The following is a 23,262-nucleotide window of genomic DNA, read 5'->3' as shown; positions in this document are numbered from 1 at the left end:
ACCGCCAGGTGTCTATCCCGCTGCCCTGCCGAGCGAGCACGTCGGGCGGTTCTGGTGCGGCCGACGCACACTTGATCCCATGGCGATTCCCCTCCCCACCCCCACCGCAGTGGTCGGCCTGACCCGCTCCGCCCTCGACCAGGCGCTCGGCTCGGCCGCCTCGTTCGCCGCCGTGCCCGCGCGCGCGTTCGCGGTGCTGGACGGTGTGGAGGCGCTGCTGGCCCGGATCAACGGCGTGGTCGACCGCATCGAGACGACCCTGGACCGCACCGACCAGGTGCTCACCGACGCCGAGACGGCGGTCCGTGAGGTGGCCGTGATCAGCGCCGCCGCGACCACCGCCATCGACACCGCCACCGAGGTGGCCGGCGCCGCCGCCGTCGTGGTCGCCGAGGCCGACCGGGTCTCCCGGAGCGCCGCCACGGTGGTCGCCAAGGCCGAGGGGGTCGCCGGCCGGGCCACCGTCACGGTGGGCACCGCGGCGGAGGCCGCCGCCACGGCGGCCGAGCTGCTGGCCGCGTACGAGCCGGCGCTGCGCCGGGCCGCGCCGATGGCGGGGAGGTTCGTCGAGGAGCTGAGCCACGAGGAGATCAGCGCGGCGATCCACCTGATCGACGAGCTGCCCAAGCTCAAGGAACACCTGACGGCCGACATCCTGCCGATCCTGGCCACCCTCGACCGGGTCGGGCCCGACCTGCACGACCTGCTCGACGTGACCCGCGACCTCAAGCTCGCCGTGGCCGGCATCCCCGGGCTGGGCATGCTGCGCCGGAGGGGCGAGAAGCTCGCCGACGAGCCCGCCGGCTGAGCCCGATCAGCTGGCTGATCGACACCGACGCGGGCCGGCCAGCGGGGCGCGGGCGGGTCAGGCCGGCGCGTACAACTCGTCGATCTCGGCGCGCTGCGGGAGCGCCACCGAGGCGCCGAGCTTGCGTACGCAGGCAGCGCCGGCCGCCGAGGCCCAGCGCACCGCGTCGACCAGGTCGCGTCCCTCGCCCCAGCCGACGGCCAGCGCGGCGGTGAACGCGTCACCCGCGGCGGTGGAGTCGACCACGTCGACGCGGAACGCCGGCACGTGTACCTCGGTGCCGTCGCGGTCGACGTACCAGGCGCCCTCGCCACCGAGGGTGAGCACGGCCCGGGGGGTCAGGTCGAGCAGCGCCCGGGGTTCCTCCCGACCTCGACCGGCGAGCGTGCGCGCCTCGCCCTCGTTGACGACCAGCAGGTCCACCGATGCGAGCAGTTCGGGCGGGAGGTCGCGGGCCGGGGCGGCGTTGAGGATGACCCGGGTGCCGGCGGCGCGGGCGGCAACCGCGGCGGCGGTGACGGTCGACACCGGGATCTCCAGTTGGGCGACCAGGACGTCCGCCGCGCTCACCGTGGCCAACTCCTCCTCGGTGAGGCCGATCAGTGCGTCGTTGGCGCCGGGGGTCACCATGATGGCGTTCTCGCCCTGGGCGTTCACCATCACCAGGGCCACCCCGGAGGTGCCGTAGACCACCCGTAGGTGGCTGGTGTCCACCCCGGCCGCCGTGATGCGGGCCCTGAGGGTGACGCCGAAGGCGTCCGAGCCGATCGCGCCGAGGAAGGCGCAGGACGCCCCGGCCCGGGCTGCGGCGACGGCCTGGTTGGCGCCCTTACCGCCGGGCACCATCATGAAGTCGGTGCCGAGCATCGTCTCGCCCAGTCGCGGCAACGCGGGTGCCATCGCGACCAGGTCCATGTTGGCGCTGCCCACCACGGCAACCCGGGTCTGCGGCACTGTCGTCTCCGCTCCGGCCGTCGCTCAGGCGGCCCGAGCGGTGTAGCGGTCGCCGGAGCGTTCGACCACCAGTGGCAGGCCGAAGGTCTTGGAAAGGTTGTCACCGGTCAGGGTCTCGGCGAGCAGCCCCTGGGCGATCACGCCACCCTCGCGCAGCAGCAACGCGTGGGTGAACCCCGGCGGGATCTCCTCGACGTGGTGGGTGACCAGCACCATCGCCGGGGCGTCCGGGTCGTACGCCAGCTCGGCCAGTCGGGCGACCAGGTCTTCCCGACCACCCAGGTCGAGCCCGGCGGCGGGCTCGTCGAGCAGCAGCAGCTCCGGGTCGGTCATCAGGGCACGGGCGATCTGCACCCGCTTGCGTTCCCCCTCGGAGAGGGTGCCGTAGCGGCGTTCGGCGAGCCCGCCGACGCCGAGCTGACTCAGCAGGGCCCGCGCCCGCGCCTCGTCGCTACGGTCGTAGTTCTCCCGCCAACGGCCGACCACCGACCAGGCGGCGGTCACCACCACGTCGCTGACCCGTTCGTCGGCGGGCAGTCGCTCGGCGACTGCGGCGGTGGTGAGCCCGATGCGCGTCCGCAACTCGTTGACGTCGGTGCGGCCGATCCGCTCGCCGAGCACGTGCGCGACACCGGTCGTGGGGTGCAGCCGACCGGCGGCGAGGTTGAGCAGTGTCGTCTTGCCGGCGCCGTTGGAGCCGAGCACTACCCACCGTTCGTCCAGCTCGACGCGCCAGGTCAGGTCCTGCAGGAGGGCGGTGCCGGAGCGGCGTACGGCGACGCCGTCGAGGCTGACCACCAGATCCGGGTCGACGGGGGCGGCGGCAGGCGCGGCGCCGGCGGCGCCGGGGATCAGGTCACCAGTCACCACTCCATCCAACCACGCAGCGAAGCGGCGCCCCCCATGGGCGGCGCCCCGGCCATAGGGTGAAGCGCCGTGTCATTGATCACCAAGACCGAAGGACCGCCCATGCCTCGTCGAGGTACGGATCCGCGCGGATGAGCGCGGTCATCGAGATCGAGGGTCTGCGCAAGACCTTCCACAGCATGCGCAACGGCCGACGGGTGGCCGTGGACGGGTTCGACCTGCTGGTCGAGGAGGGCCAGATCCACGGTTTCCTGGGCCCCAACGGCTCCGGCAAGACCACCACCCTGCGTGCCCTGCTCGGGCTGGTACGCCCGGACGGCGGGCGGATGGCGGTGCTGGGTGCGCCGTCGCCGGAGTCGCTGCCCCGGGTGGCTGGTCAGGTCGGGGCCATCGTGGAGAGTCCGCAGTTCTTCGGCAACTTCACCGGGTACCGCACCCTGCGGTTGTTGGCGCGTGCCGGTGGGGTGCCGGTCTCCCGGGTGAACGAGGCGTTGGACCTGGTGGGCCTCCGGGACCGGGGCGACGAGCGGGTGAAGGGCTACTCGCTGGGCATGAAGCAGCGCCTCGCGGTGGCGTCCGCGCTGCTGAAGGACCCCCGGTTGCTCATCCTGGACGAGCCGGCGAACGGGCTGGACCCGGCGGGCATCCGGGAGATGCGGGACCTGATGCGGTCGCTGGCGGCCAACGGGGTGACCGTGCTGGTGTCCAGTCACATCCTGGGTGAGATCCAGCTGATCTGTGACCACGTCACGATCATTTCCCGGGGTCGTCGGGTGGCGGCCGGCCGGGTGGACGAGGTGCTGGCGGGTTACGACCGGCACGAGTTCCTGGTACGGGTGGCCGATCCCGAGCGCGCCGTCGAGCTGCTGCACGCGGCCGGGCTGACGGCGGTCGTCGACGGGGAGGCGCTGGTGGTGAGCGGGGTGGGTGACCCGACGGTGGTCAGCCAAGTGCTCGGCGAGCAGGGCCTGTGGGTGGGCGAGTTGACGCCGCTCCGGCCGGATCTGGAGAGTGTCTTCCTGGAGCTGACGGGCGGGTACGAGCCTTCGGTGCCCCGCCAGGTCGACGACTCGGCGCTGCCGTACAACGATCAGGGCGATGCCGTGATCGACATCGATCGGGGAGTGGACGCGTGAACCTGGTCCGTGCCGAGGTGGAGCGGCTGTCGGCCCGTCGCTTCGTACAGCTCATGGTCGTCCTGCTGGCGTTCGCCTTCGCCGTCACGGCGGCGACCACCCTGGCGGGTTCCCACAAGCCGAGCTCGGACGAGATGAACTCGGCGCGGGCTCAGGCGGTCGAGGCGCGGCAGGGAATGGAGGTGGCTCACCAGCAGTGCCTGGCCCGACAGAACGGCACGCTTCCGCAGAGCGACATGGGCCAGTACTTCCCTCAGGACTGCTCGGAGATCGACCCGTTCCGGCAGGATCGGCTGCCGATCGCCGCGGACTTCCTGCCGGGGGTGTTCAGCTTCGCCAACCAGGCGCTGCCGCTGCTCTACTTCCTCATCGCCTTCCTGGTGCTGTTCGGGTTCCTGGTCGGCGCCTCCTACATCGGCGCCGATTTGAACTCCGGTGGGGTGGTGAACCTGCTGCTCTGGCGACCACGCCGGTTGACGGTGCTCGCGACCAAATTGGGCACCCTGCTCGGCACGGTGCTGGTCCTGGCCCTGATCGCGTCGGTGGCCTACCTCGCCACGTTCTGGGTGATCGGGCAGACCGCCGGGCTACCCGGCCGGCTGAGCGGTGAGTTCTGGCGTTCGCTCGGCGCGGTGCACCTCCGTGGCGTGGTGCTGGTGCTGCTGGCGTCCGCGTTGGGCTTCGCCATCGCGACCCTGGGTCGGCACACGTCGGCGGCGCTGGGGGCGGCAGCCGCGTACCTGGTGGTGTGGGAGTTGGGCGGCCGCCTGGTCCTGGAGATCATCGACGCCCGTCGGCCGGACCGGTTCATGCTGTCCAGCCACATCCAGGCCTGGCTCACTGCCAAAGCGGATTTCTGGGACACCTGCCCGGGCAACTCGGGCACGGCCTACTGCGACGGCTCCTACGTCCTGACCTGGGGGCCGGCCCTGGTGGTGCTGCTCGTGCTCACCGGCGGACTGACCGCGGCGGCGTTCGCCGTGTTCCGTCGCCGCGACCTGATCTGAGTCGCAGCCCGTCGGGCCGGCCCCCGGGGGTCGGCCCGACGGGACGGCAAGGGCTTGCAACCCGTGGACTGGCGGTGAAATATTTCTTCACATGACCGCCGCAGCGGGCTCAGCCGACGGTGGAGCCGAACACCTCGTCGCGCACGGCGTCCAGCGCGGTGCGCAGCGCGCCGTGCAGGATCGGCTCCTCGGTCAGCCCGGTCGGCACCACCCGAGGTCGGACCAGGGTGATCGCCGCCACCTCCTGCTGCACCCGGTCGGCGAGCGCCGCGCCACCGGCCTGACCCACCTCGCCGGCGAGCACCACCAGCGGTGGGTCGAGTACCACGCAGGTGCTGGCCACGCCGATCGCGAGCCGGCGGGCCAACTCGTCGAGCATCGGGCCGCCGTCGGCGCCGGCCGCGACGGCCGCGCGGACCGCCTCGGCGGCGTCGGCGTCCGGGTAGCCGTGCTCACCGGCCACCGCGCGCACCGAGTCCGCGCCGACGAGCTGCTGGAAGGCCGGCTTGGCGCGACGGGAGACATCACGCGGGATGGGCGCGCCGGGCACCGGCAGGTAGCCGATCTCGCCGGCCGCTCCACTGCTGCCGTGGTGCAGCCGCCCGCCCAGCATGATCGCCAGGCCGACACCGGCACCCACCCACACCAGCACGAAATCCGCCAGACCCTGTGCGGCGCCGGACTGCGCCTCGGCCACCGCGGCCAGGTTGACGTCGTTCTCGAAGACGACCGGGGTGTGCAGGTCGTCCCGCAACGCGGCGAGCAGGCCACTGTGCCAGCGGGGCAGGTTGAAGGCGAACGTGATGTCGCCGGTGCCCGGGTCGACCAGACCCGGCGTGCCGAGCACGATCCGCCGTACGCTGCTCAGCTGCGCCTGGGCACTGCTCGCCGCCTGCACCACGGCGTTGTGCACCACGCCCACCGGATCGTCGGTGTCCCGGGTCGACTGCTCCACCCGACCGATGACCGCACCGGTGATGTCGGCACAGGCGGCCACCACCCGGTCCGGCCCGACGTCGACACCGACCACGTGCGCGCTGCTCGGGCGAACCGCGTAGAGCTGGGCGTTCGGCCCCCGCCCGCCGGCCTGCTCGCCGACGCGCGTGACGAGGCCGCGCTCCTCCAGCCGCTCGACGAGTTGCGAGGCGGTGACCTTGGACAGCCCGGTCAGCTCGCCGAGTCGGGCCCTGGTCAGCGGGCCGCGTTCGAGGAGCAGTTCCAGTGCGGCACGGTCGTTGAGCGCCCGCAACAGGCGGGGGGTGCCGGGTAGCCGGGTCGCACTCATGACACGTCCTCTAGTTTTAGTAAACTTTGCTAACTGTAAACCGACCTGCGAACGGGTAGCCGTAGCGTAACGGTCACCCGACGGTGGGACGCTCGGCCGACTCGGCAGGGCCAAGACCACCGCCGGTACGAGGTTTCGTACCCGCTGGGCACCGAAGGGGGAGATCACGTGGGGCTGGATCCAGGACTGCGCCGGCTGGCGCTGGGCACGATGCTGGCCGCGTACCCGGGGCCGGTCCCGCCGGACTGGGCGGTCGAGCTGCTGGCCGACGGGCTGGCCGGGCACACCCTGTTCGGCACCAACGTGCACGACCCCGCACAGGTGGCGGCGAGCACCGCCGCGCTGCGCGCCGGCCGGCCGGACGCGCTGATCGCCATCGACGAGGAGGGTGGCGACGTGACCCGGCTGGCACACGCCACCGGCAGCCCGTACCCCGGCAACGCCGCGCTCGGCGCGATCGGCGACGTGGCGCTCACCCGACGGGTCTACCAGTCGATCGGTGCCGAACTGTCCGCGCTCGGCATCACCGTCAACCTCGCCCCGACGGTGGACGTCAACACCGCCGACGACAACCCGGTGATCGGCACCCGGTCCTTCGGCGCGGATCCGGTGCGGGTCGCCGCCCACTCGGCCGCCGCCGTGACCGGGCTGCAGGCGGCCGGCGTGGCCGCCTGCGCCAAACACTTCCCCGGGCACGGTGCCACCGTCACCGACTCCCACCACGAGCTGCCCACCGTGGACGCCCCACTGACCCTGCTGCGCCAGCGGGACCTGCCGCCGTTCGCTGCGGTCGTCGCCGCCGGGGCACGGGCCGTGATGACCGCGCACATCCGGGTCCCGGCGCTGACCGGAAGCGACCCGGCCACCTTCAGCCGCGCTGTCCTGGTCGACCTGCTCCGCGCCGAGTACGGCTTCACCGGCGCCGTCATCACCGACGCCCTGGAGATGAAGGGCGCCGCGGTGGCTGCCGGTGGGGTGGGCCCGGCCGCCGTCCGGGCCCTGGCCGCCGGCGCCGACCTGCTCTGCATCGGTGCCAAGGTCGACGCCGAACTGGTCGAGCTGGTTGCCGCCGAGATCGTCGACGCCCTCGGCGACGGCCGGTTGGCGACCGCGCGAGTCGAGGAGGCGGCCGGTCGCGCCGCCGACCTCGCCGCCTGGACCCGGGCCGCCGTCGGGTCACCGATCACCGACGACACCGACCTCGGGTACGCGGCGGCGCGCCGCGCCGTCCGGGTGGACGGCGTGCTCACCGGCCTGGACCGACCACTCGTGGTGCACCTGCACACCGAGTCGACGATCGCCGAGGGGCGGGTGCCGTGGGGCCTCGGTCCACACCTCGACGAAGTGCAGGAGCTCCGGGTGATCGCCACCGAGGCCGACCTGGCGAGCCTGCGCGGGCTGGCCGGTGACCGACCCATCGTGCTGGTCGGGCGGCACCTGCACCGGCTTCCCGGTGGCCGGGAGCTGATCACCGGCCTGGCCGCCGAGCACGCGGTGACAGTGGTGGAGATGGGCTGGCCGGCACAGTGGCGACCAGCCGGCGTCCGTGCCTTCGTCACCACGTACGGCGCGAGCCACGCCAACGGGCGCGCGGCGGCCGAGGCGCTCGGGCTGACCCGATAGCGAGCCGCCAGCCGCGGTGCTGCACGCTACGTCACCGTCGGTGGAAGCCCGTTGACCCACACAGCCGCAGGTCAAGTCCACTTTTCGACACTCCGAACCGACAGCTCAAACCTTGCCCCCCGCCTGTTCGATACGTAGCGTGATCGACATGTTCCGGTTCGCGCAGAGCGTGGCCGGCGCACCGGAACCGGGGCCTGGGGGGAGGTTGCGGACCGTGGATCCGGCCCGGGATCCACGGTCCGCGCCCATTACCGGCCCGCTGGCCGGTCCGACTCGGCAGCAACCCGGTGGTCGCTCAGCGCGGATAGACCCCGTACGCCCGCCAGCCCCGATCGGGGAAGCCGGCCGCGTCGGCGACCCGGGCGGACGCGTGGTTGTCCCGCTCGTGCAGGTAGGTCGGCACCGCACCCTCGTCGAGGACCCGCCGCGCCGCCTGTGCCACGAGTCGACGGGCGAGTCCGCGCCCCTGGGCGGCCGGCACGGTGCCGACGGCCAACTCGTGCCCGTACGCGTCGTGCCGTTTGATCCCGGCACCCGCCAGGTAGTCACCGTCCGGATCGCGGACCACCAGCACCGGCTGGTCGAAGAGCCGCAACCAGGGCGGCAACCCGGGAGCCTTCGGGTCGGTCCACTCCCCCACGTCGGGGAGCGGCGCGGGGGCCACGCTCCACCGGAAGGGGCCGTCGTGCACGCACCAGTCCGGCAGCCCGACGGCCTCCGGCAACGCGGCGAGCAGCCGCTCCGGCGTACGCCGGACCAGCGAGCGGATCGCCGCCACCCGCTCCGGTGCCACCGAGAGGACACCACTTCGCCCGGCGTCCACGGCGAGCGCGGGGCGTAGTCGACCGTCCCAGGCGGGTTTGGCCCGCCGGTGCGAGGCGACCACGTGCAACCCCGGCCCGGCCGGCCACTGGCCGAGCCAGGTGGCCAGGTGCAGTTGGAGTCGCCGGTCGAGCATCCAGACCTCCCCCGTCACCCGGCCCGTCGTGGATCACCGTACGCCGGGGGGCGCGGTCGGGCGGACGAACCGTGCGGGCCGGACCCGACAGCGGGCGAACGGAACCACGTAAACAAATCGACCGTCATATCTATTTCCATACCTGGTCACCTTTGTTTGGGACGGTGAACGCATGCCGATGCAGCCGAACGACCACTACCAGCAGGACCCCGAGCGACTCTGGCAGGCGGCGGAGACCGTCGGTGGCATCCCGCCCCAGCCCCGCTACCGCCACCCCAGGGCGGTGGGCGCTGGGGACCTGTCGTGGTGCGGGCTGAACAAGATGTCGACCGGCAACTCCAGCCGGCATCGCCTGAACCGCCGTTGACGCACCAATTCAAGACTCTTTCTGGTGCCTCATGAGGGTGTCAGCTGGTGTAGATTTCCCCTCATGACTCGCATCACCGTGGACGTGAACGACGAGTGGTTGGACGCCGCCCGGGAGGTCCTTGGCACTGACACCAAGGTGGCCACCATCAATGCCGCCCTACACGCGTTCGCCGTCCGTCGGCAGGCTCGCGAGATCGTCGCCGCGTTCGACCAGGTGGAGATGGACTTCAGCGGGTCTGTCGATGCCTGGCGCCACGGCGGCGGCCGCGACCTGGGTTCACTCGCCGAACAGGCGCGCGACACCGAGGCAGCCTGATGGCGGGGCAGATCTACCTCGCGGACACCTCGGTCTACGTCCTACAGGGTCGCCACCCGTCGGTTCGGCGGCGCTTCGAGACACTGTTGGCCGAGGGACGGCTGGCCGCCTGTCAGATGACCAGCCTCGAATATCTCAACAACGCACCCCACCCGAAGGGTTACGAAATCCTCTGGCAGGCACTGCGCGGGCACCGCTGGATGGATGTGTCGACGCCAGCGATGGACCGAGCCCTGGAGGTCCACCGCGTCCTCGCGGCCGACAGTCAGCACCGTCACTTCCGGCTACCCGATCTGATCATCGCAGCGACCGCAGAACAGCACGGCGCGACAGTGCTGCACTACGACGCCGACTACGACAGCATCAGCGCCGTCACCGGCCAGCCCACCGAGTGGGTCGCACCGAAGGGCAGCCTCTGAGCCTCCTGAACGGGCGACACACCGGGGAGGTCCAGCGGCGGCTTTCGCACACCTGTCGGGTAATTTCTTGTGGTCCGGCATCCGGCCTACGACAGGAGAAGCTCCGCGCATGGGCAAGAAGACGATCCACGTCTCCGACTTCACCGGCACGGTCCTGCAGCAGGACGACGAGGTGGTCCGCGTCGTGGTGCTGGAGCACCCGGACCTGGTCGCCGGGCCCGTGCAGTTGGACGCCACGCCGACCGAGGTGGAGAACATCGACGACGCCGCCCTGGACGTGGCGGTGGTCGAGATCCACGACCGGCACGGCGGCGGCGAGCCCCGCCGGGTGGTGTTGACCGCCAGCGAGTTCGACGCGATGGCCACCGACGTGCCGATGGCCCAACTGTTGAAGACGGCCGAGCGGGTCCGCCCACCGAAGGCCCGCAAGAGCGCCGAGAAGATCGACTACGGCACGCTGGAGCACGCCGGCAAACCGCACCGTGGTCGGGTCACCGAGGAGGAGGCCCGACTGGTACGAGAGCAGCTCGACGAGGTCAACAAGCGCCTCGCCGACGCGGGCGTGCGCCAGATCGACCCGGCCGACCCGGAGCACGCCCTGCGCTACGGCTTTCCCGACGTCTCCTGACCAACCACGTCAGCAGGCCTTCTTGGCGCGATCACGGAAGGCGGTCTCGCTGACCGCCTTCCGCTTCGCGCCGCCGTCGCTCACCAGGACCTGGTCCGGCCCGAGGGCGGTCAACTCCCGCATGGTGAAGTCGATGGGGTCGGCGTCGTTCTGATCGCCATGGGCGGTCGCCGCGTACTCGACGTCGGGCTCGAACGCGACGAGCGACTGCTCGGCGACCTTCCAGCCGGGTGGCGGCTGCAACAGCGTCACGGCGGCCAGCTCGTCAGTGCCCTCACGTTCGATCGCCCACTTCGCCGGCGGGGCGGGCTCTTCGGTGAAGATGGCGATCCTGGTCGCCGTGAAGGCGGCGCACTCCGCCACCACCAGAACCGGCTGGCCGTCGACGACTCGCAGTGCGGTCAACGGCTTGTCTGCCGGAGTGCAGGCGGAGAGCCCCGCCAGGGCGGTGAGCGTCACCAGGACACCCACCGCCCGGACACCTGATCGGCCCATCAATGTCCCATCACCAACACAGCGTTATCATGCATTTCGGCCACATCTTCGGGACGATGAGAATCGGAACACCCGGCTTCCAGTATCCACCCTTGTAGGGATTGGCCCCGATCTCCCACGGGTTGCCCTTACCGTCGGTAGCCGTGATGAGGTAGGAGAGACCCGTGCCGGCAAAGTACAGACTCAGGAATGCGGCTGGTGGGAAGTACTGCCACTGATCCGAGTGTCGTGCCTCGTGTTCGAGCAGGTCCGGCCCGTAGGTGCTGGCGTCGATGCCCATTGACCGCAGTCGTTCCCGAGCCGCGGCTTCTGCATCCAGTTCTTCCGTGAGCACTCTCCGCGAGTCCGGGTAGAGGAGGTAGTCGCCGACCGTCATGGGCCGACCGTTCGGCGTGTCCACATCGGTGCAGATGATCTGCTTGGCGGCGGTGTAGCAGCTACCTCCCCAGAGGGTCACCGCCGCCAAAGCGAGGGCGTTGTTGCCCGACAGTTGGTTCCCCAACCGCCTCGGGTCGTCCCCGGTCGGCTGGTCCAGTCGCGGCCCGTCGGGCGGCCCACCCGGGTTCTGGGCCGCCTCCTGACGCTGCAGGGCAACCGCCGAGGCCAACGCCGCCGAGGCCTCCGCGGCGGCCTGGTCGGCACTTCGGCCGGCGGCCAGCGCCGAGGCGCGGGCCTGGTCGGCGGCGTCGTACGCCGCGCTGGCGTAGGCGCTCGCCCGCGCCGCGGCGTCAGTGGCCTGTGCCGCCGACGCGGCGGCACTTGCCGCACTCTGCTGCGCCGAGGCGGCGGCGGCCTTGGCTACCTGCGCCGCCTGCGCGGCCTGGATCGCCGACGCCGCTGCCGACTGCGCGGACTGCATGGCCTGGGTGGCGTAGCCGGCAGCCTGGCTGGCGGCCTGCTGGGCCTCCTGCGCGTAACGCGCCGCGTCCTCGGCCGCCTTCCGGGCCACCGCCGCGACCCTTGCGGCCTCGGCGGCATCCTTACGCGCGTTGGCGGCGTAACCGGCCGCCTCGGCGACCAGGCCACGCACCCGCGCCACGTGGGTGACCGCCTCCAGGTCCCGCCGTTGCGCCCGGAACTGCCCGTCGGTGAGGAAGTCCGTCAGGAATGCCCGGGAACCCTCCAGCGCCACCTGGGCGGCGGACTTCACCTCGGGGCCACCGGCGGACATGATCTGGCCGACCTTGATCCGGTCGTCGATCTCGGCCGCGGCGTACTGCCCGGTCATCAGGAACTCGTGCCGGTCGGCCTCCGTGCCGTTGAGCGCCGCCTGTCCCCTGGCCTGCATGGTCGGCCCACCCGCGGTGATCAGCTGACCGATCTGGATGCGGTCGTCCTGTTCCTTGCCCGCGTAGTCCCTGGTGCGCAGGAACTCCTCGACGTCGTCGTGGTCACCGGCGAGAGCCGCCTTCGCCGCGTCGAGCAGCGCGGGCTTGCCCAGGGCACCGATGTGCCGTACCCGGGCGCGGTCGTCCTCCTCGGCGGCCACGGCCCGACCGGCGGTCAGGAAGGTCCGCAGGTCGGCCTCGGAACCCGCGAGGGCCTCGGCGGCCGCCTTCTGGGTCCACTGACCACCGGTGCGGACGAGTCGCGCGGCCGCGAGTCGGCCACTGGACAGCACCACCGCCGAGGGCGCTCCGGGTGCGCTGGCCTCGGTCAACCACTGCCTTGTCTGCGCGTCCAGCCGGGCCTCCTCGGCCGCGTCGTCGGCGGCCTTCGTCAGCTCCGCCTGCTCGGCGAGCCGGGCCTCCGTGGCGTCCTGCACGCCGTACTCCGTCTGGGCCGCCAACCGCTCCGCGTCCGCGACCCGGGCAGCCTCCTCGACCGCCGCGGCCTGGTTCGCCGCCGCGGTCGCGGTGTTGGCGGCGGCGAGGGCGCCCGCCGCGTGCTGGGTCGACTTGGCCGCCGCGGTCGCGGCGTCACCAGCGTGCGCCGCCGCGTCGTCGGCCGCCGCGGCGGCCGCTGTCGCGTGCGCGGCAGCGTCCATCGCCGCCTGGTACGCCTGGTTGGCCGCCTGCGCCGACTGCCGGGCGAACCGGTCGGCCTCGTTCGCCGCTCGGGTAGCCGCGGCGGCGTTGCGCTGTGCCGCCTCGGCTGCGGCGCGAGCCCGCGCCGCCTCCGCCGCCGCCACGTTGGACTGCCCACCGGCGGCGGCTGCCGCAGCGGCTGCCGCCGCCGCGTTCGCTCCTGCGTTGGCCGCGGAGAGCGCGGCGCCACTGGCTGCCTGCGCCGCGTTGCCGGCCGCCTTCGAGGCGTCGGCCGCCTTCCGGGCGTCCGCCGCCACCTTGCGTGCCGTCGCGGCGGCCTGGCGGGCCGCCTCGGCCTTGCCCGCGTCGGTTGCCGCCGCGGCGGCCGCGCCGAACGCCTTGGACGCCGCCTGACCGGCGAGGGTCGCGGCCGAGGCCGCCCGGGCTGCGGCGTTCGAGGCGAGTCGGGCCGCGTTGTTGGCGGCCTTCGCCGCGCTGACCGCGGTCCGCGCCGCGTCCGCAGCGCGAGCTGCCGCGTCGGCGGCCCGGGCCGCAGCGCGCGAGGCTCGCTCGGCGGAGTTCTGCGCGGCCTGGGTCTCGGCCTTGGCACGCTCGGCGGCCTCCTTGGCCAGCCGGGACGCCTCCACCGCCTGGGCGGAGGCGAGCTTGGCGGCCTCGGTCTCCTCGGCCGCCAGCTCGCCGGCCTCCTTGGCCCGGCTCACCAACAACGACAGCGTGCTGATCTCCTGATCGCGCGCCCGGGCCACGTGCTGCCCGGCGATCAGGAAGTCGCGCAGGTCCTGACCGGTGCCGCCGTTGAGGGCCTGTTGAGCCGACTCCCGAACGACCGGGCCGCCAGCGGAGATGATCTGCGCGATGCGAATCCGGTCGTCGAGGGTGCGGGCCTGGTCCAGACCGAGGTAGAAGAAGTTGAGGATGTCCTGGTGAGTGCCGTTCAGCGCGGCCTGACCGGCGGCCTTCACCTGCGGCCCGCCGACGGAGATGACCTGACCCAGCTTGATCCGCAGGTCGGTGTTCAGTGGTTCCTCGTAGCCACCGTCGAGGAAGGCCCGGACGTCGGCGGGCGAGCCGGCCAGAGCGGCCTCGGCCGCCGCACGCACGGTGCTGCCGCCCGCTGCCTGGTACTCGGCTACCTGCACCCGGTCGTCGTGCGCCTGAGCGGCGGCCAACCCGGTGTCCAGGAAGGCCCGCAGGTCGGCGTCCGAGCCGGTCAACGCCAACTCGGCGGCTCGGACGACCTCCGGGCCGCCGGTCAGCAGCAGGTCGACGCAGCGCTGCCGGTCGGCAGCGGTCGGTGGATCGGCATGTGCCGGTGCGGCGAACATCCCGCCGGCCACTGTCAACACGACGGCAGCTCCCATGGCACGGCGAATTAACCGTCTGACTGAGGTCCTCAATTCGCTCCCCCGTTCAACGAATGTCAATGCGTCGATAGAAAGACGCGATGAGGCGAGGCTAGGGGAGGGCGATCCATCAGGAGAACCCGTGAAGGCATATGCACCTTTCCGGACTTAGGGCCCGGATCGAGGTCTTCGGTTGAGTCATTTCGTACCGACGCCCCCGTTTGCGGGCGCGGGAAAGCGCGCCGCCCCGGAGTGGCCTCGCCATTCACGGGACGGCGGGAACGATTCCTGGGCGCCTAACCGGCGTCGTCACTCTTCGACGCGGCTTTCACCACGGCGGCGAGGGCGGCGGCGAGGGCGGACTCCACCGCCGCCTTCTCCAGGCCGAGACTGGTGAGCACCCCGGCACCGTCCTCCTGCTCCAGCAGGGCGAGCAGGATGTGCTCGGTGCCGATGTAGTTGTGCCCGAGGCGCAGCGCCTCCCGGAAGGTCAGCTCCAACGCCTTCTTGCCACGCGCGTCGTACGGGATGAGGTCCGGCACCTGCTCGACCCGTGGCGGCAGGGCGGCGGCGACCGTCTCCCGCACCGCCTCGGGCGTGACGCCCAACTCAACCATCACCCGAGCGGCCAGCGCCTCCGGCTCCGCCAGCAGACCCAGCACCAGGTGCTCCGGCCCGATCTCGGCGTTCCCGCTGGCCCGGGCCTCCTCCTGGGAGGCCATCACGACGTTGCGGGCCCGGGGAGTGAACCGGCTGAAGCCGGAGTTCGGGTCGAGGGCGGTGGCGTCGCTCGTCTTGGGCACGAAGCGCTTCTGGGCCGCCTGCTTGCTCACGCCCATGCTGCGGCCGATGTCGGTCCAGGAGGCACCCGAGCGGCGGGCCTGGTCGACGAAGTGACCGATCAGGTGGTCGGCGACCTCGCCGAGATGGTCGGCGGCGATGACCGCGTCGGTGAGCTGATCCAGGGCGTCGCTGTGCGCCGTCTTGATCGCCTGGATCAGGTCGTCGAGCTTGACCGTGTTGCTCATTCGAATAGGTTCTGTCATGCGTCAACCATAGGTTGACGCACTCTTGTCGTCAACCCTGAGTTGACGACACCAGCAGGTTCCCTCGACGAACTCCGGCAGTCTCCGGGCGACGGCCGGGACGTCCGTTGGCTCACTTCCTCCGGAAGCGCGGCAACCCCATCCGTGCAGCCGCACCGTCGCCGGCCTGGCGCGTCGGCCCGTATACCGTGGGGCAGCGTCGAGCACGGTCACCGGTGGAAGGGGGCGGGCATGCGTCTCCACGTGGGGTGCGCGATGTGGAGTCACCGGTCGTGGCCGGGTCACCGGCTGCCGCCCGCGGAACGCCTGGCGCACTACGCCAGTTGGTGCGACGCCGTGGAGGGCAACACCACGTTCTACGCGACCCCGACCCGGGACACCGTGACGTCGTGGGCCGCGCAGACCGAACCCGCGTTCCGGTTCGTACCCAAGTTTCCGAAGGTCGTCACCCACGAACGCCGGCTCACCGACGTCGACGCACCACTGCGCGCCTTCCTCGACGCGATCGAGCCGCTCGGCCCACGCGCTCATGCCCTGTGGATCCAGTTGCCCGGCTCGTTCGCACCCGCCGACGTGCCGACCCTGCACCGCTTCCTGGCGCGACTCCCCCGATCGCACCGGTACGCGGTGGAGGTCCGCCATCCGGCGTTCTTCACCGACGAGCGCGCGATCCGGCTGCTGGAGGCGACCCTCACCGCCGCGGCGGCCGAGTGGATCCCGTTCGACACGACCGCCTTCTTCGCGAGCCCGCCGACCAGCGACGCGGAGCGGGACGCCTGGACCAAGAAACCACGTGTGCCGCTCCGGTCGCGGGCGTTGACCGACCAGCCGATCGTCCGCTACCTCGGCCGCGACGACTCGGCGCGCACCGTCGAGGGGTGGCAGCGCTGGGTCGACGTGGTCGCCAGCTGGCTCCGGGAGGGGCGTTCGCCGACGATGTTCGTCCACACCCCGGACAACGCCGAAGCACCAGTGCTCGCCCGCCGGTTCCACGACGAGGTACGCGCACAGGTGCCCGCGCTCGACGCGCTGCCCGAACCGATCCCGGTCGAGCCGCTGACGCTGTTCTGACCAAGCCGGTCAGCCCTGATTGTCGAGCAGTTCGTTCAGGTGGGACGCGGTGCTGATCAGTGATAGGTGGCTGAACGCCTGCGGGAAGTTGCCGATCTGCTCACCGGTCGGCGCGATCTCCTCCGAGTAGAGGCCGAGCGGGGTGCTGTAGGTGAGCATCTTCTCGAAGGTCAGCCGGGCGTCGTCGATCCGGCCGGCCAGGGCCAACGCCTGCACGTACCAGAAGGTGCACATGTTGAAGGTGCCCTCGGTGCCGGCGAGACCGTCCGGCGACGCCTTCGGGTCGTAGCGGTAGACCAGGCTGTCGGAGACCAGATCGACGTCCATCGCCCGCAGCGTCGACTCCCACATCGGGTCGGTTGGCGAGATGAAGTTCAGCCCGGGCATCGCCAGGAGCGAGGCGTCCAGGATGTCGGAACGGTAGTGCTGCACGAACGCCCGTCGCTCCTGGCGGAACCCACGGGTCATCACCTGCTTGTAGATGGAGTCCCGTTCGGCTGTCCAGCGGGTGATGTCGCCGGGACGCCCCCGGCGTTGTGCGATGCGGATGGCCCGGTCCAGCGCGACCCAGGACAGCACCCGCCCGTAGGTGAAATCCTGCCGCCCGGACCGGGTCTCCCAGATGCCGTCCTCGGGTTGGTCCCAGTTCTCGCAGAGCCAGTCCATCAGCCGGGCCGTCTTCCGCCACCCCTCGTACGGCGCGATCAGCCCGTGGCGGTCCGCGAGGTCCAGCGCGACGAGCGCCTCACCGTAGATGTCGAGTTGAAGTTGGTCTGCCGCGCCGTTACCGATCCGCACCGGCGCCGAGCCGCGGTACCCCTCCAGGTGGCCCAGCACCTCTTCGTCGAGGTCCGGTGAGCCGTCGATCCGGTACATGATCTGCAAGGGCTGGTCGCTGTCGTTGGACTCACGGATGCGCGCGTCCAACCAGTACAGATACTTCTTGGCTTCTTCGGTGAAACCGAGTCGGAGCAGCGCGTGCACGGAGAAGGACGCGTCGCGGACCCAGGTGTAGCGGTAGTCCCAGTTCCGCTGCCCGCCGACCTGCTCCGGCAGCCCAGCGGTGGGTGCGGCGACCAGGGCGCCGGTCGGCGCGTACGTCATCAACTTGAGCGTCATCGCCGACCGCTCGACCATCTCCCGCCAGCGACCGGTGTAGCTGGAACCACTCAGCCACCGCCGCCAGTAGTCGCGGGTCTGGGCGAGCAGTTCGCACGCCTCCTCGGTGCTGAGCGCTCGGGGCGCGTGCGGGCAGGCCGTCTCCAGGGCCACCCCGCCGATGTCGCCCTCGTTGAGGATGAACGACGCGGACACGCCCTCCGCGTCGCGTCGGACATCCCGCATCTCGAACGCCCGCTCCACGTTCTTGAAGGCGGCGAGGGTGAAGGTCAGCGTCGGGCTCCGGAAGACGTCGCCCTCTGGGTGCACCTCGAGCTGGTACGGATCGCGCCCGTAGTTGAACCGTGGGTGGCAGTCGAACCGGAACCGCATGGTGCCGCGGACCATGCGCACCAGCCGGATCAACCGGTGCTGGTCGGTGGCGCGTTCACCGGTGACGGGCATGAAGTCCAACAGCTCCCCCACCCCGTCGGCGCTGTGGAAGCGGGTGATCAGGACCGGCGTGCCGGGCAGGTAGAGCTGTTTGCTGGCGTAGTCGACGCCCTCGGGCGAGAGCCGGAAGTGACCACCGTTGCGGCGGTCCAGCAGCGCGCCGAACACACTCGGTGAGTCGAAGCGTGGGGCACAGAACCAGTCGACAGTGCCGTCCTTGCTGATCAGGGTCGCTGTCTGCAGGTCACCGATCAGACCGTGTTCCTCGATCGCCGGGTAGGTCGCCTTCACGCTGTCCCCTGCCGCTCGTCGTGGCAACGGCGGCGACTACCCGCAAAAGGGCCGTGACACACACGAGAGGGTCAGTCCACCCGTCCGGATCCGCCGTCCGCCCCGCCGAGCACTCAGTGGGCCGGATTCGGGGTGTGCGGGAGTTTGCCGAGTTGACGCCAGTTCGTCTCCGCGACCTCGACACCGTAGTGCTCGGCGGCCGCGAGGATGTTCTGAAAGGCCTGGTCACGCTCTTTGTCGGTGACGCCCTGCACCTGGTCGAACCGGGCGATGGCGTTTCGGACGTGGCTCGCGTCGGTCATCGGTTCCTTACGCTTGCCCGGGAACGCGAAAACGCTCTCCGGCAGCTCGCGCTTGTCCTTGTCCGACAGGCCGCCGTGCTTCTCGTGAGGCTTCCAGGTCGACGTCATCTCCCACCAGTACCCGCAAGCGGCCCGGCAGCACCTCCCACGACGACTTTTCCCGGCCACCACAAGATCCTGACCATGCGGTCCAGCCCGGTCTGGCCGAGACCCTTCCCTGGTTCGTCCTTCGTGGATCGCGAGCATGGCCGGCATGGACACCTACGAGGACGCCCGAACGGCGCCACGCTCCGACCTGCCACCTGGGGGCACCGACCATCGAACCTGACGGTCGGTGCCTCACCTCCGAAAGCGAAACGACCAACATCCTTTAAAGAAGCTTTAAGAAGCTGTCGGGTGTGATCGGGAAGCGCCTACCATACGGCGGCCGTGGCCGTCCGGGTCAGCGCCGTCGTCTGCTCGTTGGGAGTGACCCGTGTCGTACGCCTCGTTGCCCGAACCGGACGCGAGCCAACCGCCGTCCCGTCACCGCCCGCCGAGTTGGTTCGCCCGCAACAGGTTGGGCGTGGCCGCGGGCGCGGCGGTCGCGCTCGTCATCGCGGCGGCCGGCGTGTACCTGGGCAGTGGCGACGTGACGCCCGAGCCGTCGAACGCGGCCAACGCCCTCGATTACCCGTCGCCGTCGGCCGGGCAGGCCGAGGCACCCGCCGCGGCGGCGTCGGCCTCCGCGGCACCGGCCGTTTCCGCGACCCCGTCGGCGTCCGCGACGACGTCGGCCGCGGCCACGCCGAAGGCCCCCGTGACCGGTTGGATACCCGTCGATCGGGCCGCCTGGAAGGCGCAGGCGGACGCGTACCAGGCGTTGAAGGTCGATCCCGTCCCGGCTGGCGTGGGCAACCTCCCGGAGTTCCGGGCGGACTGCCAGTACAGCCACCGGCTGCCGGACGACCCGATCGTCGCTCCGGGCCTCCCGGGCGCCTCCCACATGCACTCCTTCGTCGGGAACAAGGCCGTCGACGCCAACACCGTCGCCGGGGACCTGACGAAGTTCACCGCCACCTCCTGCAAGCCGGTCCAGGACCACTCCGCCTACTGGGTGCCCACGCTCTACGACAACGCGACCGGCAAACCGGTCGAGACCACGGGTTTCCGGGTCTACTACCGCTCGCTGGCGAAGAACTCCACCGGCCAGATGCCGATGCCCAACGGCCTGCGCATGATCTCCGGTGACGCCAAGAAGAAGAAGCCGACGCCGCGCGGCGCGACCGGCCAGTTCTACTGCGCCTTCTACGGCCCCGGTGACCTGGACGGCATCGCCCGCAGCACCAACGGCAACTGGCCCATCTGCGGCGGGGACGCGACCCTGCACTTCATGATGCAGTTCCCGGACTGCTGGGACGGCAAGCACCTGGACAGCCCCAACCACAAGGACCATGTGGCGTACGGCAGCGGCAACGCCTGCCCGACCAGCCACCCGGTGCGGATCCCGGCGATCACCTTCGACATCCAGTACCCGGCGAAGGGCACCCCGGCGGGCTACTACCTCTCGTCCGACAGGGAGGGGAAGAGCGCCTCGTCGATGCACGGAGACGCGTTCGTGATGTGGGACGTCAACACCATGAACAAGCGCACCAAGAACTGCGTGTTGCAGCGCCGGACCTGCGACAACTACGGCTACCAGAAGTAGCCGGGGCCAGGCCCGTGTCGGCCTGGCCCCGGTGTCTGGGTGGGTCAGCTACGCAGCGTCCACTGCTGGTTGCTGCCGCCGTTGCAGGACCAAAGGATGATCTTGGTGCCGTTGGCGGTGGCGGCGCCGTTGGCATCGAGGCAGAGCCCCGACTGGACGTTCGTCACGGTGCCGTTGGTGTTGACGTTCCACTGCTGGTTCGTCCCGCCGTGGCAGTCCCAGATGATGACCTGGGTGCCGTTGGCAGTGCCCGCACCGGAGGCGTCCAGGCACTTGTTGCCGTACACGGTCAGTTGCTTGCTGCTGGTGGAGGTCCACCGCTGGTTCGTGCCGCTGCCGCAGTCGTAGAGCTGCACCTGGGTGCCGTTGGTGGTCGACGAGTTGGGCACCTCGACGCAGCGGCCGGACTGGCCACCCACCAGCTGTCCGGTCCCCGTACCGCTGCCGCCGCCCTGCTGGCGGACGATCGAGGTCGACTCCGCCGACCGGTTTCCCTGGGCGTCGACGACGTAGAGCCGGTACTCACCCTGGGTCGCCGGCACGGCGATGGAGGTGGCGGTGCCGCCCGCCCTGGTCATCGTCGCCCCGGCGGTGAAGGTGGTCGTGCCGTACGGGGCCAGCCAGACCGACCTGGTGGCATCGCCGGTGCTCCGGATCGGGATCGACGCCGTGGCGCTGGTGACGAACGTACTGGCTGGCAGCACGTAGTTCGGCGCGGAGAAGGTGCTCGCCGGGAGGATGTCCCGGTACGCGTCCTCAAGGCCGGAGTTCGCCGCGATGCTGTAGGCCGCCGCCGGCCAGACGTAGTCGGAGGAGACGAGGATGTCGGCGACAGTGCTGTTCGGCAGGTTCTTGTTCGAGACCTTGTTGATCGGGCCGTAGATCTGCGTGATGCTCAGGTCGTGCTTCCGTCCGAAGTCGTCGGAATTGATCATCCAGGTCACGTTCTTGTCGATGCTCAGGACGTTGTCCCGGAACGTGATGAACGCCGACCCCTCGTCCGGGTGCAGTCCGTACTTGTGACCGGAGGGGACGCCCTGGAGATAGTTGTTGGTGATCGTCGTTCCCGGCTGGCTGCCCAGCGTGTAGATGGGCGCCGTGTCACTCAGACGCTGCACCGTGTCGATGATGTGGTTGTAGCTGATGGTGTTGTTCCGCGCCGTCGTGGTGGGTCGGTTGGGCACGATCGAGCCCGACGATCCGTCGAAGTTCCACCAGCCCCAACCCAGGGTGATACCTGACCACGGGGTCTTCTCGATCCGGTTGCGTTGGATGGTCAGGGTGTCGGCGAAGTACGCCGAGATCGGGCTGTGCCCGTTGAACAGAACGGCGCTGTCGTAGAGGTAGTTGTTCTTGATGTCGATGTTCTTCGGCAGCCCCTCGACCTGCGGGAGGTACTTCTCCCGGTTGCTCGACGTGCCGTCGCCGATGTAGACGTGCTGGGGATGGCCCACGGTGATGGCGGACCCGGCGATGTCGTTGGTGGCGTTCCCGACCAGCTGGGTGCCCTGCACGTCGTTGACCATGTTGATCCCGTCGGCACCGGTGTGCTCGATCCGGTTGCGTTGCAGCAGCAGGCCGTCGGCGTTCTGGATCTGGATGATGCCGGGAGTGACGTCCACGTTGCGGTAGTAGTAGACGTGGAAGTTGCCCTTCGCGTACGCCTGGGCTCCGAGGTTGCCCTGCTGCGCCTGCTTGTAGGACGACCCGGCGACGTTGAACAGGTTCCAGTCCGAGTGCCGCACCGTCAGGCCGGAGAACGTGATGTTGCGGGCGTGGTTGCTCGTCGAGGTGCCGGCGACCCGCAGCACGGTGGTCACGTTGTTCGGCGCGTAGACCGTCGCGGTCTGCATGTTCTCGGCGCTGGCCTTGTAGTAGTAGACCGTCTTGGCGCCCTTGTCGTAGTAGAACTCGCCGGGCGCGTCCAGGAACTCGTACGCGTTCATGAGTTTGTGGGTGCCGCCGACCTGGGCGTTGCCGTTGAAGGCGCCCTGGGCGATGGCCGCACCCGGCTGCTGGAACAGTGCGACCCGGCTGCCGCCGTCGGTGGTCACCTGCCGGACGCCCACGATGGCGGTGGTCCAGGTCGTGCCCGTCTCGATCTCGATGTCGTCCTGGTTGCGCGGAACGGCGGGGAAGTCGTTCAGGTTGTACCTGGCGCCGTCACACTGCGACCCCGACTCCCAGGCCCACGCGGCCTGGCCGGCAGTGATGTTGTACGTTCCGTAGCACCCGCCCGAGCTGATCGTCTTCGACGCCATGTAGGCGCGCTTGTCGTTGACGTAGAGCGCACGCAGCTTGTTGGCGCGGTCCAACGGCGCCTTCCAGATGTTGCCGCTGTGCTGGGTCCAACCGGTCACCCGGACGCCACCGTCGAGAATCGGCTTCTCATTGGCGTACGCGCCGTAAATGACCCGGAACCCGTTGGTGCCGGAGTCACTCTGACCGAATTCGACGGTGCTGCCGATCGGGTAACTTCCACCGCGCAGGAACACGTTGATGTCGCCGGTCATGTTCGCATTCACCGTGCGAACGACGTCCCGCGCGCGCTCCAGAGTCCGGAACGGCGATTGCAGGGTTCCCGGGTTGGCGTCGTTACCGTCCGGGGCCACGTAGTACGTGGCCTGGGCTGCGGCCGAGGCCGGCAGCGGGTTGGTCATCACGGCCGGCAGCGTGGCGGCGACAAGCGCTGCCACCGCCAACAATGACGTTCGAGCGGCGGATACGGCTGATTTCACGTCTGTTCCTCTCACTGGTCGTCGATGTGGTGCCCAAAGCGCGTATCGAGCGACGAGTACGGAACAGCGACGCCACTAAGGGCCGGTGGGGACTTCCGTCGCCCCGACCGCACTCTTTGTTAACCGCCCCGAAATTCTTACTGGGAGCGTAGGTCACACGTCTGACCAATGCAACCATCAATTGGGGGGCGTCTATCCATAAATGGTCCCCTATCGGGCAGATCGGCCACACCGACCACCCCCCTCTGCACACGTCGTCCGACGAATCCGCAGCGACGAGGCGAGGCTCGCGATCCGGTGCCGTCGGCACCGGGAGCGCAGGTGCCACAACTCTCCTTTGGAGCTGAATCGCTTACGACATCACCGACCGGCGACCCGCC

The 23,262-nt window shown here is 70.5% G+C and carries 20 protein-coding genes; 10 read left to right on the top strand and 10 right to left on the bottom strand.

Annotation, left to right across the window (positions count from 1 at the left end; genetic code table 11):
* Window positions 1–79 precede the first annotated feature (79 nt).
* A complete protein-coding gene (locus tag O7614_RS07750) occupies window positions 80–808 on the top strand; it encodes a hypothetical protein (protein ID WP_278137788.1) in 729 nt (242 codons plus the stop codon).
* A 57-nt stretch (window positions 809–865) separates the two neighbouring features.
* Here the strand turns inward: O7614_RS07750 and O7614_RS07745 are convergent, their stop codons facing one another.
* Together O7614_RS07745 and O7614_RS07740 are read right to left on the bottom strand one after the other, a co-directional pair.
* Window positions 866–1,762 carry a ribokinase gene (locus O7614_RS07745; protein ID WP_278137787.1) on the bottom strand — a complete coding sequence of 299 codons (897 nt, stop codon included), beginning with the start codon at window positions 1,760–1,762 and terminating at the stop codon, window positions 866–868.
* 24 nt (window positions 1,763–1,786) lie between these two features.
* On the bottom strand, window positions 1,787–2,629 hold the full coding sequence (locus O7614_RS07740) for an ABC transporter ATP-binding protein (RefSeq protein WP_278137786.1): 843 nt from the start codon (window positions 2,627–2,629) through the stop codon (window positions 1,787–1,789).
* 131 nt (window positions 2,630–2,760) lie between these two features.
* Here O7614_RS07740 and O7614_RS07735 point away from each other — a divergent pair, with 131 nt between their 5' ends.
* Together O7614_RS07735 and O7614_RS07730 are read left to right on the top strand one after the other, a co-directional pair.
* Window positions 2,761–3,765 (top strand): ATP-binding cassette domain-containing protein, encoded by a 1,005-nt coding sequence (locus tag O7614_RS07735; protein WP_278137785.1) that lies wholly within the window; start codon window positions 2,761–2,763, stop codon window positions 3,763–3,765.
* On the top strand, window positions 3,762–4,772 hold the full coding sequence (locus O7614_RS07730; protein ID WP_278137784.1) for an ABC transporter permease subunit: 1,011 nt from the start codon (window positions 3,762–3,764) through the stop codon (window positions 4,770–4,772). Before O7614_RS07735 ends, O7614_RS07730 begins: the two co-directional genes overlap by 4 nt.
* Window positions 4,773–4,881: 109 nt before the next feature.
* Here the strand turns inward: O7614_RS07730 and O7614_RS07725 are convergent, their stop codons facing one another.
* Window positions 4,882–6,057, bottom strand: coding sequence for an ROK family transcriptional regulator (locus O7614_RS07725; protein ID WP_278137783.1), 1,176 nt, complete (start codon window positions 6,055–6,057; stop codon window positions 4,882–4,884).
* A 168-nt stretch (window positions 6,058–6,225) separates the two neighbouring features.
* Between O7614_RS07725 and O7614_RS07720 the strand changes: the two genes are divergently transcribed.
* Entirely contained in the window at window positions 6,226–7,680 is a 1,455-nt protein-coding gene (locus O7614_RS07720; RefSeq protein WP_278137782.1) for a glycoside hydrolase family 3 N-terminal domain-containing protein, read from the top strand.
* Window positions 7,681–7,975: 295 nt separating this feature from the next.
* Here the strand turns inward: O7614_RS07720 and O7614_RS07715 are convergent, their stop codons facing one another.
* A complete protein-coding gene (locus tag O7614_RS07715) occupies window positions 7,976–8,638 on the bottom strand; it encodes a GNAT family N-acetyltransferase (protein WP_278137781.1) in 663 nt (220 codons plus the stop codon).
* A 172-nt stretch (window positions 8,639–8,810) separates the two neighbouring features.
* Here O7614_RS07715 and O7614_RS07710 point away from each other — a divergent pair, with 172 nt between their 5' ends.
* The 4 genes from O7614_RS07710 to O7614_RS07695 all read left to right on the top strand — a co-directional run bounded on the left by O7614_RS07710 (window position 8,811) and on the right by O7614_RS07695 (window position 10,370).
* Window positions 8,811–9,005, top strand: coding sequence for a DNA repair protein (locus tag O7614_RS07710; protein ID WP_278137780.1), 195 nt, complete (start codon window positions 8,811–8,813; stop codon window positions 9,003–9,005).
* A 63-nt stretch (window positions 9,006–9,068) separates the two neighbouring features.
* A complete protein-coding gene (locus O7614_RS07705; RefSeq protein WP_269680765.1) occupies window positions 9,069–9,323 on the top strand; it encodes a type II toxin-antitoxin system VapB family antitoxin in 255 nt (84 codons plus the stop codon).
* Window positions 9,323–9,742, top strand: coding sequence for a PIN domain nuclease (locus O7614_RS07700; RefSeq protein ID WP_278137779.1), 420 nt, complete (start codon window positions 9,323–9,325; stop codon window positions 9,740–9,742). Before O7614_RS07705 ends, O7614_RS07700 begins: the two co-directional genes overlap by 1 nt.
* A 109-nt stretch (window positions 9,743–9,851) precedes the next feature.
* Entirely contained in the window at window positions 9,852–10,370 is a 519-nt protein-coding gene (locus O7614_RS07695; RefSeq protein WP_278137778.1) for a hypothetical protein, read from the top strand.
* 9 nt (window positions 10,371–10,379) lie between these two features.
* Here O7614_RS07695 and O7614_RS07690 read toward each other — a convergent pair whose 3' ends face one another.
* The 3 genes from O7614_RS07690 to O7614_RS07680 form a co-directional block, all read right to left on the bottom strand.
* Window positions 10,380–10,841, bottom strand: a complete 462-nt coding sequence (locus tag O7614_RS07690; RefSeq protein ID WP_278137777.1) for a hypothetical protein — start codon at window positions 10,839–10,841, stop codon at window positions 10,380–10,382.
* 34 nt (window positions 10,842–10,875) lie between these two features.
* Window positions 10,876–14,214 carry an ALF repeat-containing protein gene (locus O7614_RS07685; protein WP_278137775.1) on the bottom strand — a complete coding sequence of 1,113 codons (3,339 nt, stop codon included), beginning with the start codon at window positions 14,212–14,214 and terminating at the stop codon, window positions 10,876–10,878.
* Between the two features lie 278 nt (window positions 14,215–14,492).
* Entirely contained in the window at window positions 14,493–15,242 is a 750-nt protein-coding gene (locus tag O7614_RS07680; RefSeq protein WP_278137774.1) for a Clp protease N-terminal domain-containing protein, read from the bottom strand.
* Between the two features lie 255 nt (window positions 15,243–15,497).
* On the opposite strand from O7614_RS07680, the gene O7614_RS07675 reads away from it, so the two are divergent.
* The gene (locus O7614_RS07675) at window positions 15,498–16,313 is read left to right on the top strand and encodes a DUF72 domain-containing protein (protein WP_278142185.1); all 816 of its coding nucleotides are present in this window, start codon (window positions 15,498–15,500) and stop codon (window positions 16,311–16,313) included.
* A gap of 9 nt (window positions 16,314–16,322) precedes the next feature.
* On the opposite strand, the gene O7614_RS07670 is transcribed toward O7614_RS07675, so the two are convergent.
* On the bottom strand, window positions 16,323–18,155 hold the full coding sequence (locus tag O7614_RS07670) for a glycoside hydrolase family 15 protein (protein ID WP_278137773.1): 1,833 nt from the start codon (window positions 18,153–18,155) through the stop codon (window positions 16,323–16,325).
* A gap of 113 nt (window positions 18,156–18,268) precedes the next feature.
* Window positions 18,269–18,565, bottom strand: coding sequence for a DUF6582 domain-containing protein (locus O7614_RS07665; protein ID WP_278137772.1), 297 nt, complete (start codon window positions 18,563–18,565; stop codon window positions 18,269–18,271).
* Window positions 18,566–18,932: 367 nt separating this feature from the next.
* Here O7614_RS07665 and O7614_RS07660 point away from each other — a divergent pair, with 367 nt between their 5' ends.
* Window positions 18,933–20,144: a DUF1996 domain-containing protein gene (locus tag O7614_RS07660; protein WP_278137771.1), complete on the top strand. Its 1,212-nt coding sequence runs from the start codon at window positions 18,933–18,935 to the stop codon at window positions 20,142–20,144.
* A 44-nt stretch (window positions 20,145–20,188) separates the two neighbouring features.
* Here O7614_RS07660 and O7614_RS07655 read toward each other — a convergent pair whose 3' ends face one another.
* On the bottom strand, window positions 20,189–22,882 hold the full coding sequence (locus O7614_RS07655) for an RICIN domain-containing protein (protein WP_278137770.1): 2,694 nt from the start codon (window positions 22,880–22,882) through the stop codon (window positions 20,189–20,191).
* Between the last annotated feature and the right edge of the window lie 380 nt (window positions 22,883–23,262).

It is taken from the genome of Micromonospora sp. WMMD961 (genome assembly GCF_029626145.1).
In the GTDB taxonomy this organism is placed as follows: domain Bacteria; phylum Actinomycetota; class Actinomycetes; order Mycobacteriales; family Micromonosporaceae; genus Micromonospora.
This window is presented reverse-complemented; position numbering and strand designations above follow the sequence as displayed.